This is a genomic window from Hyphomicrobium sp. (assembly GCF_047600905.1).
In the GTDB taxonomy this organism is placed as follows: Bacteria; Pseudomonadota; Alphaproteobacteria; order Rhizobiales; family Hyphomicrobiaceae; genus Hyphomicrobium_B.
The window spans coordinates 3,599,967-3,613,907 of the sequence record NZ_JASGKD010000001.1; the positions used below are offsets into that span (position 1 = coordinate 3,599,967).

At 60.8% G+C, this 13,941-nt stretch carries 13 protein-coding genes and 1 tRNA gene; 6 read left to right on the forward strand and 8 right to left on the reverse strand.

What is annotated here, in order from left to right; translation table 11 throughout:
• The first annotated feature begins 5 nt into the window (after nucleotides 1–5).
• A complete protein-coding gene (locus QM780_RS17235; RefSeq protein ID WP_415071662.1) occupies nucleotides 6–350 on the forward strand; it encodes a cupin domain-containing protein in 345 nt (114 codons plus the stop codon).
• A 4-nt stretch (nucleotides 351–354) separates the two neighbouring features.
• Here the strand turns inward: QM780_RS17235 and QM780_RS17240 are convergent, their stop codons facing one another.
• Nucleotides 355–1,623 carry a cation:proton antiporter gene (locus tag QM780_RS17240; RefSeq protein ID WP_415071663.1) on the reverse strand — a complete coding sequence of 423 codons (1,269 nt, stop codon included), beginning with the start codon at nucleotides 1,621–1,623 and terminating at the stop codon, nucleotides 355–357.
• 222 nt (nucleotides 1,624–1,845) lie between these two features.
• Here QM780_RS17240 and QM780_RS17245 point away from each other — a divergent pair, with 222 nt between their 5' ends.
• The 3 genes from QM780_RS17245 (at nucleotide 1,846) to QM780_RS17255 (ending at nucleotide 5,577) form a co-directional block, all read left to right on the forward strand.
• Entirely contained in the window at nucleotides 1,846–3,150 is a 1,305-nt protein-coding gene (locus QM780_RS17245; RefSeq protein ID WP_415071664.1) for an MFS transporter, read from the forward strand.
• A 306-nt stretch (nucleotides 3,151–3,456) separates the two neighbouring features.
• Nucleotides 3,457–4,368 (forward strand): alanine racemase, encoded by a 912-nt coding sequence (locus QM780_RS17250; protein ID WP_415071665.1) that lies wholly within the window; start codon nucleotides 3,457–3,459, stop codon nucleotides 4,366–4,368.
• A 27-nt stretch (nucleotides 4,369–4,395) separates the two neighbouring features.
• Nucleotides 4,396–5,577 carry a hypothetical protein gene (locus tag QM780_RS17255; protein ID WP_415071666.1) on the forward strand — a complete coding sequence of 394 codons (1,182 nt, stop codon included), beginning with the start codon at nucleotides 4,396–4,398 and terminating at the stop codon, nucleotides 5,575–5,577.
• Between the two features lie 95 nt (nucleotides 5,578–5,672).
• Here QM780_RS17255 and QM780_RS17260 read toward each other — a convergent pair.
• The 6 genes from QM780_RS17260 to QM780_RS17285 form a co-directional block, all read right to left on the reverse strand.
• Nucleotides 5,673–5,758 (reverse strand) — tRNA-Leu (locus tag QM780_RS17260).
• Between the two features lie 70 nt (nucleotides 5,759–5,828).
• On the reverse strand, nucleotides 5,829–6,173 hold the full coding sequence (locus QM780_RS17265) for a hypothetical protein (RefSeq protein ID WP_415071667.1): 345 nt from the start codon (nucleotides 6,171–6,173) through the stop codon (nucleotides 5,829–5,831).
• Nucleotides 6,174–6,548 carry a hypothetical protein gene (locus QM780_RS17270; protein ID WP_415071668.1) on the reverse strand — a complete coding sequence of 125 codons (375 nt, stop codon included), beginning with the start codon at nucleotides 6,546–6,548 and terminating at the stop codon, nucleotides 6,174–6,176.
• 10 nt (nucleotides 6,549–6,558) lie between these two features.
• Nucleotides 6,559–6,861: a hypothetical protein gene (locus QM780_RS17275; RefSeq protein WP_415071669.1), complete on the reverse strand. Its 303-nt coding sequence runs from the start codon at nucleotides 6,859–6,861 to the stop codon at nucleotides 6,559–6,561.
• Nucleotides 6,862–6,914: 53 nt separating this feature from the next.
• Nucleotides 6,915–8,891 carry a methylmalonyl-CoA mutase family protein gene (locus QM780_RS17280; RefSeq protein ID WP_415071670.1) on the reverse strand — a complete coding sequence of 659 codons (1,977 nt, stop codon included), beginning with the start codon at nucleotides 8,889–8,891 and terminating at the stop codon, nucleotides 6,915–6,917.
• A gap of 141 nt (nucleotides 8,892–9,032) precedes the next feature.
• Nucleotides 9,033–9,395, reverse strand: coding sequence for a hypothetical protein (locus tag QM780_RS17285; protein ID WP_415071671.1), 363 nt, complete (start codon nucleotides 9,393–9,395; stop codon nucleotides 9,033–9,035).
• A 225-nt stretch (nucleotides 9,396–9,620) separates the two neighbouring features.
• On the opposite strand from QM780_RS17285, the gene ccrA reads away from it, so the two are divergent.
• A complete protein-coding gene (ccrA, locus tag QM780_RS17290; RefSeq protein WP_415071672.1) occupies nucleotides 9,621–10,937 on the forward strand; it encodes a crotonyl-CoA carboxylase/reductase in 1,317 nt (438 codons plus the stop codon).
• A 70-nt stretch (nucleotides 10,938–11,007) separates the two neighbouring features.
• Here the strand turns inward: ccrA and QM780_RS17295 are convergent, their stop codons facing one another.
• Nucleotides 11,008–11,913, reverse strand: a complete 906-nt coding sequence (locus QM780_RS17295) for a YihY/virulence factor BrkB family protein (protein WP_415071673.1) — start codon at nucleotides 11,911–11,913, stop codon at nucleotides 11,008–11,010.
• Between the two features lie 341 nt (nucleotides 11,914–12,254).
• Here QM780_RS17295 and QM780_RS17300 point away from each other — a divergent pair, with 341 nt between their 5' ends.
• Complete coding sequence (locus tag QM780_RS17300; protein ID WP_415071674.1) at nucleotides 12,255–13,934, forward strand: acyl-CoA dehydrogenase family protein; 1,680 nt, start codon at nucleotides 12,255–12,257, stop codon at nucleotides 13,932–13,934.
• The last annotated feature ends 7 nt before the right edge of the window (nucleotides 13,935–13,941 follow it).

Sequence of the window (13,941 nt, forward strand, 5' to 3'; positions counted from 1 at the left end):
TCTCATTGACGACGCCGATCATTCGCAATCCGCTCGATGTTGCCGATCTCGCCGACTGGGGCGCCGTTCCGACGATGATCGAAGGGACGTCGCATACGTCGGGAAAGCTCCTGCACAAGAATGCCAACGGCGAATCCGAGTGCGGCATCTGGGTTTGCACGCCGGGCAAATGGGAATGCCACGTCACGCGAGACGAATTCTGCCATTTCCTGTCCGGTCGCTGCACCTATGTCCGCGACGACGGCGAGGTCATCGAAATCACGCCGGGAACGGCCGCCTTCTTCCCGCAGGATTGGAAGGGCGTTTGCACGGTCCACGAGACTGTCCGCAAGGTCTACATGATCCGTTAGAGCATCAGGATGCGGCGTTCGCGGGTGGCTCGGTTCCGTAGAGCGCGGCGATGACGCGAGGTGCGAGCAGTCCCTGAACGACGATGGTGAAGATTACGACGGCGTAGCAGGCAGCCGCCAAGGCGTCGCTGTACTCGGATTTCGGCACCACCTGCACCAGGGCAACCGAAATAGCCCCGCGCAGCCCGATCCAAGTCAAGAGAAAAGGTCTGTTGAAGCTGTCATCGGTCCACGGGCGTCCGATCCATGACGGCAGCCCGACGCTCAGGAAACGTGAGGCGAACGCCAGCGGGATGGCGGCCGCAGCCGAAACGATCGCGAGTTCGGAGATATTCATCGCAAGGACTTCAAAACCCAGAAGCACAAACAGAAGAATATTGAGGACGCTGTCGACGAGAGACCAGAATACGCGAATTTTTCGAGGTCTTTCGTCGTCGTCGGCTTTTGACATTGGCCGGTTCGACAGGACGATGCCCGCGACGACGACGGCCAAGGGGCCAGAGAGCCCAAGGATTGCCGCCATCCGGTAGGTTCCCAATGCCAGCGCCAGGGATGCGATAATGGCGATCTCGTCATCGGTGATCAGCCGCATGAGCCAGGCGACAAAAAATCCTGTGATCAGGCCGAGCGCTATTCCGCCGCCGCCCTCGACGATCATTGTCGAGAGAAATCGGCCGTGGCCGAAAACACCGTGCTCGCCCGTGATCAGCGCGAGCGCCGACAGAAAGAGGACGATTGCCGTTCCGTCATTGAACAGGCTTTCGCCGACAATGGTCGACTTCAACGATCTGGGAAGAGGGGCCGTCTTCAATAGCCCCTCTACGGCCACCGCATCAGTGGGGGCGAGGATCGCTCCGAGAAGAAAGCACCAGGCGAGCGGCATCAGCATGCCGCAAATGTGCAAAACGCCCCAGAACAGGAACGTGAATATCGTCGTCGAAAGAATGACTCCCAGAGTCGCAAGACTGAATACGGATATGGCATTGATGCGCAGGTCGCGGAGATTTGCGTGCAGGCTGCCGGCGAAAAGCAGCAGCGCAAGGATGCCGTCGAGCAGGATTCTCGGCAGGTGAGCGCCGTCGACGCGCTTTTCGATCAGGGTTGCGAAGTGGAATTCTCCGGTGGCGTAACTCAGCACGATCACGACCAGCGAAAGGAGAAGTGAGCCGAGGAGCTGGGCGATCACGCCCGGAATATGAAAGAAGCGTTCGTTTATGATGCCGACTACGGTCGCGAGAATAAGAATGATGGCGCCGATGTCGAATGCGGACACTGCTTGACCCTCGCTGTTCCGTGCCCCGGCCGTTGACGGAAGATCGACGTTCTGGCGGCCATGCCGTTGTTAAGCGCCAATTCCTCACCGTTCCATCGGTTATTATCCGCTTATGGTTTATTTGCTCAAGGGCGCCTGTCTCACCGGCTTGCGGACCTCGCGTGCGGCTGAAATAGTCCCCCGGTCGAATCGCGTTTCCGCCAACATCGTCAGGTGAATCCATTGACCGGATCGAACCCCGCCTCCACGCGCCGTGTGCTGTTTGCGAGTCTTGCCGGAACCGCGATCGAATTCTTTGATTTCTACATCTACGCGACTGCCGCCGTTCTGGTGTTTCCGCATCTCTTCTTCCCGAACGAAGACCCGACGACGGCGACGTTGCAATCGTTCGCAACGTTTTCGATCGCTTTCTTCGCGCGTCCGATCGGCGCCATTCTCTTCGGCCACTTCGGCGACCGCATCGGCCGAAAAGCGACGCTCGTTGCGGCGCTTCTGACGATGGGGTTGTCGACGGTTGCAGTCGGCCTGTTGCCGACCTACGCATCGGCGGGCATTTGGGCGCCGCTGCTGTTGGCGCTTTGCCGTCTCTTCCAAGGGTTGGGGCTTGGCGGCGAATGGGGAGGCGCGGTTTTGCTCGCGACCGAGAACGCGCCGAATTCGAAAAAGGCGTGGTTCGGCATGTTTCCGCAGCTCGGAGCGCCGATCGGCTTCCTGTGCTCGACCGGCATTTTTCTTCTAATATCGGAGACTTTGACGAACGAGCAGTTCGTGGCGTTCGGCTGGCGTATTCCGTTCATCGCCAGCGCCGCTCTTGTGCTCGTCGGACTTTACGTGCGACTGCGCATTTCCGAAACGCCGGCGTTCAGACAGGCGCTCGAAAGGGACGAGCGCGTGCGCGTGCCGTTGATGACGGTGTTCGGGCAACATTTTCGGCTGCTGATACTCGGCACGTTCGGAGCGCTGGCAACGTTCGTGCTGTTTTACCTAATGACTGTCTTTGCGCTGAGCTGGGGCATCAACGCGCTTCACTTCACGCGCGAGCAGTTCATGCCGATCCAGATGCTTGGCGTGGTGTTCTTCGGGCTGACCATTCCGGTATCGGCGTGGCTTGCCGACCGGTTCGGGCGCCGGACGGTGTTGCTTTGGGCAACCGCGCTGATCGGCGGGTTCGGGCTTCTGTTCGCGCCGCTGTTCGGATCGGGTCAGACCGTCAGCGTCGTCGTGTTCATGATCCTCGGCTTGGGCTTGATGGGGTTGACCTACGGCCCGCTCGGGACTGCGCTTTCAGAGCCGTTTCCGGTCGGCGTCCGCTATACGGGTTCGTCGCTGGCGTTCAATCTTGCCGGGATTTTCGGTGCATCGCTTGCGCCCTATATCGCGACGACACTTGCAACGACGTACGGCATTCATGCCGTCGGGCTCTATCTGACAGGAGCAGCCGCGTTGACGTTCCTCGCACTGTTGGGGCTCGGCCGTTTTTCAGAGCATGCGGAAGCGCCACTGCGATCGGAAGAGCCGGCCGTCTAGAACGGAGGAGCGGCGGACGGGACGGCGGATCACGTCTCGCAAATCCGTCACACGCAACGGAAGTTATCAACGTTCGGTAATATTCCCTGGATAGCTTCCCGATTTGGCGTAGCGGGAGAGTTTGTCCACACGTTCGCCTGAGCCATGTGCTGGCGATTTTAATGCCTCGCAAGCTAACGTGACGCTGCGTGCGTGCGTCGATTCTTCATGCCGTGGCCTATGACAGATCTCGCAATCCTCTCGCGACACTCTACCGGGACGATGTCCGCTCCAACGCGCAATGACGACCGTGCGAGAAATCCGCACTTGGATCTGGAGGTCAACCTCGGCGTGGTCCGGCGCAACGTCGAAGCCATCGCCAAGGTGACAGGCGTCGCCGTGCTGCCGGTGGTCAAGGCCGACGCTTATGGCTTGGGCATCGATGCAATATGTGACGCGGTTGCCGATTTGGCCTCGGGCTTCTGCGTCTTCCAAGCTAGTGAGGCGATCGCGGCCAATCTCGCTTTGCGCTTCGGCAAGCGCGTGATCGCGCTCGGGCCGCCGGAAAGCCTTGATGCCTCCGACTATATTGCGCGCGGCATCACGCCGTCCGTCCGCAATCCCGAGCAGGCGCGGCAACTTCGGAGCGCGAACCCGGCGCTTTGCGTCGATACAGGTATGCAGCGCTTCGCGTGTCCGTTGGCGGATTGCCGCGCGGCGATCGTCGCCGGCGATTGCCACGAAGCGTTTACGCATGCGACGCGGATCGACCACGTCGAGATGCTCAAAGACGCGACTTCGGGCTTCGATCTGTTCCGGCATGCGGCCGGCAGCAGCCTGCTTCATGACGGGCAAGCGGTACTCGACGCCGTGCGGCCGGGTCTGGCGATGTATCGCGGCGCCGTCCGGCTGTCGTCTCGCCTTGTCGAGGTTCATCAATCGGCCGGACCGGCAGGATATTCCGGATTTATCGCGGCACGTCACGGGCTCATTCTTGCCGGCTATTCGCACGGCCTGCGCGCCGGGCCGTGCCTCATCAATGGAAGACGGTCTCGTTTGCTCGAGGTCGGCATGCAATCGGCGTTCGTTGAGCTTTCCGTCGATGACAGTGTGGGCGACAGCGTCGTTCTGCTGGGGGACGACCTGACGGAATTGGAACTTGCCGAGTACTGGAAATGCAGTCCTCACGAGGTCCTCACGTCAATGTCGGGGGCGGCGACGCGGCGGTACATCTATTGAACCCGTGGCGGATTGCGAGGGTCGCGAATGGCATGTCTTGAACTGCGCATTTCAGATGATGGGCTTCGCCGCGAAGTTCACAGCGGCGGAAAGTTGCCAGACCTCTTCTATGAGATCCGGCCGAGGGCTGGCGCAGCTCCGCCCGAATTCGATGGCGGCGATTTTGCGCTGATTGCGATGCTGCCCATCGCCATGAACGCGATGACGGACTTGCACGCGGAATTTGCCGTCGACTCGACACTTCTCGATGGGCTCGATCATTACCAGGAGATCTGGCATTCGTGGCGGCCCGATCTCTTCAAGAAAAAAATCAAAATCACGACTGCGGGAGAGACATCACGGCCGCCATCCAGTCATCAAGCCGCGGTGGCGGCATTTTCATCAGGCCTCGACAGCACGTTCACTCTGAGCCGGCATGTGAACAACGACGCGGGCCGAGCAACGCGGAATGTCCGCACGGCAGTGATGGTGCATGGCTTCGATATGCCTCTCGAGGCAGAAAGCGGATTTGAAACGCTGGCACGGAATGGATCGGCCATTTGCTCCGAACTCGGCGTCGATCTCGTTACGGTCAAAACCAATTGGCGGCGCATCATTCCGAACTGGGAAATGACTTTCGGCGCTGGCCTCTCCTCGGTCCTGCAACAATTTTCGAAAAGGCACGATGTTGCGTTGGTCGCGACTGAAGAAAGCTATCAGAACTGTTTTCCGGTATGGGGAAACAGTTTCTGGACCGATCGGTTCTTTTCCTCATCGCGCTTGAAAATTGAATCAGACGGTGGCGCATATGACCGCATCGAGCGGGCACGTTATGTCGGCCGTCATCGGGCGCTCATTCCGCACCTTCGCGTTTGCTGGGTGGGGCCGCGGACGGGAGAGAATTGCGGGGTCTGTCCGAAGTGTGTGCTGACCAAGCTCAATTTCGTCGCGGCCGGAGTTTCGCGGCCATGGCCGTTTCCGCAGGAGCTCACGGCCGAACTGGTCAGAGCCATGCCGTTGCGGACACGCTGGCAGAGGCAGTTTCTCGAACTCATTCTTTCGAAGATGAAGGATAACCCCGAAGTCGATCCGGAGATTGTCGAAGCGGTTGCCGAAAGGCTCGACATAGACCGGGCAGGGCAATCGTCGGCGGCGGGGATCACGTCGATCGTCCGCGCGTCGGTCGCCCGCGTCAAAGGCCAACTGCGGGAGCGGCTTACGCTATCGTGAAATGGCGGCTGCCGTAGGTCTCGTTGTTACGCTCGGACACGAGAAACGGCGCGAGGCTTTATAGTAGATAATTGATTTTATTTACGAAAGCACGCTGGTGCCCCAGGAGGGACTCGAACCCCCACACCCTTGCGGATAGCAGATTTTGAGTCTGCCGCGTCTACCGTTCCGCCACTGAGGCAAGCCGCCCGGAAGGGGCGAAGCGGCGACTTATAATGGCTATCGGGGGCGCGTCAACGCGGGGCGGACGATTATCTGAGGGTGTGCGTCACCCGGCCCGTCGCGTGGTGGTGCTCGACGACCTGGATTTTGTCGCCGACCTTGATGCCGCGGGATTTATAGGCCAGCACGCGCACGAGCTGTCCATCGTCCAGACGGACGATCACATTCTCGCCGTCGGCGGAATCGGTTTTGGAGACGAGGGGCTCGATATCGGTGACCGTACCGCCGACATCCTTGTTGTCGACCTTGAGGTCGAACTCCTCATAAGCGAAGGCCAGGCCGATGGCGCCGATGATCGCCAAGCCGATGCCCGCCATTTTGGCGCGGTCGATCCAGAGTGCTCTTTCGAGCCTTTTTCGAGTTTCTTCGCGCATTCACGGCTTCCCTGTCTGGCCGGTCTGGCGATCCCACCGGTATGTTACCGGCCCCCAGGCCCAAATTCTCTCTTTCAATTCCACGTTCGAGCCGACCGCTGGAAGATCATGTTCATAGGTCGTCGCGCGAACAAGGCGACCGTCGGTCAGTAAGACCTGGATATCCGGATAGCGCTCGCCCGTATCGTGCTCGTACTTCCAAACCGCCCAGCGGACTTCACCCGAAACGCGGGGTTCACTCAACGGATAGCTATTGCCCAGGCAGTAGATTCCCACGAGTGCGACGAGCCCCGCGCCCACTGCCAGCGCGAGCCTTTCGCGCGACCGCTCGGACTGTGCGACGGCGTCGAGTTTCTGGCGGGTGTCCTCGCGCAAGCGCCCCTCCCTAGTCGCGCTGCGTGTACCAGACCTGTCCCCACGGTGTCATCCATTCCGTGATGGAAATGCTGCCGCCGACGGGGACGCTGACGGGGTTTTTCGCCGCGACGTCGACCAGACTGGCATTTGGCAGGCGCACTTTATAGCGCGGCGGCGTAGCGGGGAACCATTTGGGGGCCGGATTGCCCCGGTCCACGCCGACGACCGTGCCGGTCAGCTCTGCCGTTTTTCGTGAAAGGAGATCGCGCGCCAAGCCCCAGGCGACGCCGGCCGCGAGAAGGACGAGAAAGAGGACGACCCAGGTTTTCATTGTGAAACTGGATGCTCCCTCTCACCCTGCCCTCTCTCTAAGGGGAGAGGGAGTCACGCCGCCTTGGCGTAACGATCCACGAGCTTGACGATGTCCGCCATGATGTCGTTGAGCTGGAAATCCTTCGGCGTGTAGACGGCGGCGACACCGAAAGCTTTCAGCGTCTTCTCGTCCTCGGGCGGAATGATGCCGCCAACGACGACCGGCACGTCGTCCAGGCATTCCTTGCGCATGCGCTCCATCACGTCCTTGACGAGAGGAACATGCGAGCCGGAGAGGATCGACAGGCCGACGACGTGAACGGATTCATCGACCGCCGCACGTACGATCTGGCTCGGCGTCAGGCGTATGCCCTCGTAGACGACTTCCATGCCGACGTCGCGGGCGCGCACGGCAATCTGTTCGGCGCCGTTCGAGTGGCCATCGAGGCCGGGCTTGCCGACGAGAAACTTCAAACGGCGGCCGAGTTTCTCTGAGGCCGCATCGACGGACTTTCGAACTTCGTCCAAGGCGGCGCTGTCGCGCGCGACCGCGGCTTGCGACACGCCCGTCGGAGCGCGGTATTCGCCGAAGATCTTGCGCAGAAGGCCGCCCCATTCTCCCGTCGTAACGCCGGCCTTGGCGGCGGCGATCGAGGGCTCCATGATGTTGCGCCCTTCTTTCGCGGCCGCTTCGAGATCCGAAAGGGCTTTCGCCACGGCCTTGTCGTCGCGGGCGGCGCGCCAAGCCTTGAGGCGCTCGACCTGGTCGGTCTCGACGGCGGGGTCGACGACGAGGATCGCTCCCTCACCGGCGCCAAGCGGCGAAGGCTCCGTTTCGGTCCACTTGTTGACGCCGACCAAGGTCTGATCGCCCGACTCGATGGCAGAAAGCCGCGCCGTGTTGCTCTCGACGAGCTTGCGCTTCATGTAGTCGATGGAGGCGATCGCGCCGCCCATGCGCTCGATCGTTGCCAGCTCGCTCTTTGCCTCTGCTTTCAGGGCTTCCACTTTGCGCGTGATCTCGGCCGAGCCGTCGAAGATGTCACCGAACTCCAGCAGATCGGTTTCGTAAGCGAGCACCTGCTGCATGCGCAGCGACCATTGCTGGTCCCACGGACGCGGAAGGCCGAGCGCTTCGTTCCAAGCCGGAAGCTGGAGCGCGCGGCAGCGGGCATTTTTCGACAGCGTAACGCCGAGTGCCGCGATCAAGATGCGGTAAACGTTATTCTCGGCCTGCGGTTCGGTGAGGCCGAGCGAGTTCACCTGCACGCCGTAGCGGAACATCCGGTTCTTGGGATCGGTGACGCCATAGCGGTCGCGCGTGATCTCGTCCCATAGTTCGTTGAACGCGCGCATTTTGCAGACCTCGGTAATGAACTTGAGGCCGGCGTTGACGAAAAAGGAGACGCGCCCGACGACTGTGCCGAAATCCTTCTCGGGCACCTCGCCGGAATTCTTCACCGTGTCGAGAACCGCGATGCCGGTTGCCAACGCGTAGGCGAGTTCCTGCACCGGCGTCGCCCCCGCTTCCTGCAGATGGTAGGAGCAGACGTTCGTCGGGTTCCACTTGGGCACGTGCTGGTAGGAATAGACGATGGTGTCCTTGATCAGACGCAGCGAGGGCTCGGGCGGGAACACGTACGTGCCGCGCGACAGGTATTCCTTGATGATGTCGTTCTGGATTGTGCCCTGCAGCTTCCTGCGGTCGGCACCCTGCTCGTCGGCGGTGGCGATGTAGAGCGACAGCAGCCACGCTGCCGTAGCGTTGATCGTCATCGAGGTGTTCATCTGCTCGATGGGAATATCGGCGAACAAGGTCCGCATATCGCCAAGGTGCGATACCGGCACGCCGACCTTGCCGACCTCGCCGCGGGCGAGTTCATGGTCTGAATCATAGCCCGTCTGTGTCGGCAGGTCGAAAGCGATCGAGAGCCCCGTCTGGCCCTTCGCAAGGTTCATCTTATAGAGCGCGTTCGACTTCGCCGCGGTGGAGTGTCCGGCATAGGTCCGGAACAGCCACGGCTTGTCGCGCACGATTTTGTCCGACATCGAAAGGGCGCCCCTTAGGCTCGGGTCAATGACACTGGGAGTGGCTTTAAGATAACCGAATGCTTCAAAACAGCAAAACCGGCAGTTCGCCGCGCTCTGAGGTCGAAGCGTGCTGGAGCTTTCGGGTAGGCAGGCGCCTCTCTAGCCGCGAATTCGGCGCGGGCGGGTCGGGATGGCGGCGAGCTTGGTGCGGCTAACGCGGAATTCGACCAAAAGCGCCCACAGCCAGGTCGTGAGGAGGATCAAAAGGAGCATCGCGAGCGTCCCTACGGCGGTTGCCATTACGGTATTGACGGTCTTATCGTACGAAAGGGTGATCATCCGCCGGGCCAAAAGGGTGGGGGCGACGATGCCGCCAGCGGCTAAGAAGGGCGTCGAGACCCAGGCGAGCATCGGCGATCGGACGATCTCGTGAATAAACCAGCAAACGACGGCCGCAAAACCAAGCGCGACATAGACGGTGAAGGAATCGACGTCCTTGATCTGCCACCAAAGGTCTTGCATTGCGCGCGTCCCAATGGCCCCTTCCCGGGGCGAAACAGGGAGTTAAGATAGCGCCGGGGCGTTAAAGAGAAATTGAGCGGATATTAACCGCCGACTAACCCTCTTCATTGCAGCGCAAAAACATGCTTCATACTGCGGTCCCCGCCGAAGAGCAGGGGTGAAACGCGAAGTAGACGAGCCACAACGGCCCTTGTCGCGGAAATAAGGTCGGGAGACGCAATACCAATGTCGAGCCAGAACCTGGCAGCTAAAACCGATGTACCCGATGCCCAATCGGGGACGACGGGAATCAAAAAAGATCTCTACGAAATCGGGGAAATTCCGCCGCTCGGGCATGTTCCCAAGAACATGTACGCTTGGTGCATCCGCAAGGAACGCCAGGGGGAGCCCGATAAGGCCATGCAAGTCGAAGTCGTCCCGACCTGGGAACTCGATAGCCACGACGTGCTCGTTCTCGTGATGGCCGCCGGCGTCAACTACAACGGCGTCTGGGCGTCGCTCGGCGTGCCGATCTCGATGTTCGACGTGCACAAACAGCCTTATCACATCGCCGGATCCGACGCTTCCGGCATCGTCTGGGCCGTCGGCTCGAAGGTTAAGCGTTGGAAGGTCGGCGACGAGGTGGTCATCCATTGCAACCAGGATGATGGTGACGACGAAGAGTGCAATGGCGGCGATCCGATGTTTTCGACCAGCCAGCGCATTTGGGGATATGAGACGCCGGACGGTTCATTCGCGCAGTTCTGTCGCGTGCAAGATCGTCAGCTCCTTGAGCGGCCAAAGCACCTGACCTGGGAAGAGGCAGCCTGCTACACGCTGACGCTCGCCACCGCGTACCGCATGCTGTTCGGCCATCGTCCGCATGTTCTTCGGCCCGGACACAACGTGCTGGTCTGGGGCGCGGCCGGTGGGCTCGGTGCGTTCGCGGTCCAGCTTTGCGCGACCTCGGGCGCCAACGCGATCGGCGTCGTATCGGACGAAGACAAACGCGATTTCGTCATGCAGCTCGGCGCTAAAGGCGTGATCAACCGCAAAAACTTCAAGTGCTGGGGTCAGCTGCCAAAGGTCAATTCGCCTGAGTACAATGTCTGGCTCAAGGAGATGCGCAACTTCGGTAAAGCGATCTGGGACATCACCGGCAAGGGCGTGAACGTCGATTGCGTTTTCGAACACCCCGGCGAGACGACCATTCCAGTGTCGGTGCAGGTTGTGAAGCGCGGCGGCATGGTTGTGATCTGTGCCGGCACGACGGGATATAATCTCACTATGGATGCCCGCTATCTCTGGATGCATCAGAAGCGCGTGCAGGGTTCGCACTTCGCCAATCTGATGCAGGCGAGCCAGGCAAACCGCCTCGTCATCGAGCGGCGGATCGATCCGTGCATGTCGGAAGTGTTTTCGTGGGAGCAGATTCCAAAAGCACACATGCGCATGATGAACAACGAGCACAAGCCAGGCAACATGGCCGTTCTTGTGTCTGCGCCGACGACCGGGTTGCGCACGATCGAGGACGTCATAGAGGCGGGTCCCAAGCCGCGCTGACGCAAGCACAAGGCTGAGCACTCAAGATCAGAGCTTCCTCCGGCAGTCCGGAGGAAGCTCTTTTTTTGTCTCAGGACTGGTGGGCGGATGACTGACGCAGCGCGTCGGCGCGGAAAGCGGCGCGCTCGGCGGCTTCCCTGCGCATGCGCTTCATCTCCATGATGCCGCGGTTGAATTCAGCTCCGAGCAGGATGGTGATGGCCGTGAATTGGAAAAAGATCAGGGCGATCATCAGTTGCGACAGGCCGGCGTAGAACAGTGAATAGTTGGTGATTTCGAGATAGTGCGACCAGAGGCCGGCCAGGGCCAGCCATAGAAGAATCGTCAAGGCAATGCCGGGCCAGACGTCGGCGATGCGGCGGTGGCCCGCGGCGAGCAACAGATGAAGTGCGAACAGCTGTGCGGCCATCACCGCGCCGGACAGACCGTAGCGGATGCCGGGGCCGATGCTGGTCGAGTCGAAAATCAGGCGAACCCAGTTGTCGGGAAGATGCGAAGCGATCGTCGGGCCGACGACGCTCGGGCCGACAACGACCGCCCACGTCAGCACCAGCGTCGAGATGCCGTTGACGAAGACGAAGAGCATGCTGATCAGCAGGCACAACGGATAAGGCCGCTTTTCGCGCACGCGGTAGGCGCCGTTCAAGGCGGCGCGAAGGGTCTCGACGGCGCTCGTCGCGAAGAAGAGGGCGAGGAAGCCGCTGACGGTCGCGAGATCAATGCGCCTCGTGCCCATGACGGCCTCGATCTGCGGGGCGATACCTTGGGCGACGGGTGCGGGCAGAATCGCGAACAGCTGATTGATGGCGTCCTGCGCAAGTTCCCGGCCGCCAAAATATCCGGAAAGAGCGCCGAGAAAGATGCAGAAAGGAAAGATCGAGACGACGAACGAAAACGCCACCGCGCCTGCCATTGCGAAGCCCGAATGTTCGTAAACCCGGTAAAGGGCTTCGACCAATCTGCGCATGCGCTTCATGTGGTGCCTTGTCTCCCGGCATGTTGGCGATTTATCGCGCGGAACCTAGTGTTTCGGGTGATCGGGGTCCACTGCGAGATTGTACGGGTATTGGAAAGGCGGCATTTTGGTCACAGATCAAAAGACGCATTTCAGCACGGTAAACGCTTCCGGCTTAGCCTCTTGTCCCGAAGGGTGTTTCTGCCCCCGTCTTGGCCGTTCTCGCGCGAATACGTCGCGTGAGCGTTTGTTGCGGTCCATAACCAGTTGACTAAACATTCCTAGCGGTGAATTGGTCGCGCAGCGCATCAGATTTCGCCCGGAGTTCGTCCGGGCATATTCGTATTCCTCAGGAGAATCGCATGTCCGTTACGCCCATGAAGGCAGGAGCCAACCTTCTCGTTGCGGGTCCCGAGAAGCTCTTGGAGCGGTGCGGAGAAGCCGTGACGGCTGCCGACAAGATCCTGCAGGCGGCGAAGGCGGGCGTCAGGATAAAAATTCAGGAAGAGGGCGGCATCGACGAGGCGCAGCACGTCGCCCATGGCCTTGCTTGGCTGGCGACGACGGTCGAGGGGCTGCGGCAACTGCACGACTGGGCGAGCCGTCTTCAGACCGAAGGTCGCTTCGGAGAGTTCGAGCAGCTTCTGCTGATCGCGGGTTTCGGCGAATACGCGGCGCAGGTCGCCAACGGCATCCCGATGAGCCAGCTCGAGATTGCGCGCGCCGACGCGCTGGGCGTTCCGAAAGCGGAAATCCGCCGGTACGAAGATTCAGTCGCGGATCTCGTTGCGGAAGGCGGATCGGAGACGGTCAAGGCTCGTCTCGCGGAGTTGATTGCAGCGCAGCCCGGCGCCATGACGTTCGGTGATACCGGTCTCGACGAGACGCACGCGCAGATCCAAGATCTGATGCGGAGCTTCTGTCTTGATGAGGTCATTCCGTATGCCCACGAATGGCATCTGAAGAACGAATATATTCCGCTCGAAGTGATCGCGAAGCTGGCCGAGCTCGGCGTTTTCGGGCTGGCGCTGCCGGAAGAGTTCGGCGGCATGGCGCTCGGCAAGGAATCGATGTGCGTTGCCTCGGAAGAACTGTCGCGCGGCTACATCGGCGTCGGTTCGCTCGGCACGCGGGCCGAGATCGCGGGCGAGCTTATTCACAACAACGGCACGCCGGAGCAGAAAGAGAAGTATCTGCCGAAGATCGCCTCGGGCGAGTGGCTGCCGACGGCCGTTTTCACGGAGCCGAACACCGGTTCGGATCTTGCGTCGCTCAAAACGCGGGCGGTCAAGGACGGCGACGTCTATAAGATCACGGGCCAGAAGACGTGGATCACGCATCCCGTTCGCGCCGATATCATGACGGTTCTGACGCGCACGAACCCGAACGAGCCGGGCTATAAGGGCCTGTCGATGTTCATTGCCGAGAAGCCGCGCGGCAGCGATGAAGATCCGTTTCCGGCAAAGGGCATGACAGGCGGCGAGATCGAAGTGCTCGGCTATCGCGGCATGAAGGAATATGACATTTCCTTCGATAACTTCGAGGTTCCGGCAGAAAATCTGCTTGGCGGCGTCGAGGGTCAGGGCTTCAAGCAGCTGATGAATACGTTCGAAGGCGCGCGTATCCAGACGGCGGCACGCGCGGTCGGCGTGGCCCAGTGTGCGATGGATCTCGGGCTCAAGTACGCGCTCGAGCGCGTGCAGTTCGGCAAGCCGATCTATTCGTTCCCGCGCGTACGCAACAAGGTCGTGATGATGGCGGTCGAGACGATGATCGCGCGTCAGTTGACCTATTTCTCCGCTCGGCAGAAGGACGCTGGACGCCGCTGCGATCTCGAAGCCGGCATGGCGAAGCTGCTCGGCGCGCGGGTCGCGTGGGCAAACGCCGACAACGCGCTGCAGATCCATGGCGGCAACGGCTTCGCGCTCGAATACCCGATCAGCCGCGTACTGTGCGATGCGCGCATCCTGAACATCTTCGAGGGCGCAGCGGAGATCCAGGCGCAGGTGATCGCGCGCCGTCTGCTCGAAGGCGCAAATTAAGCGGCGG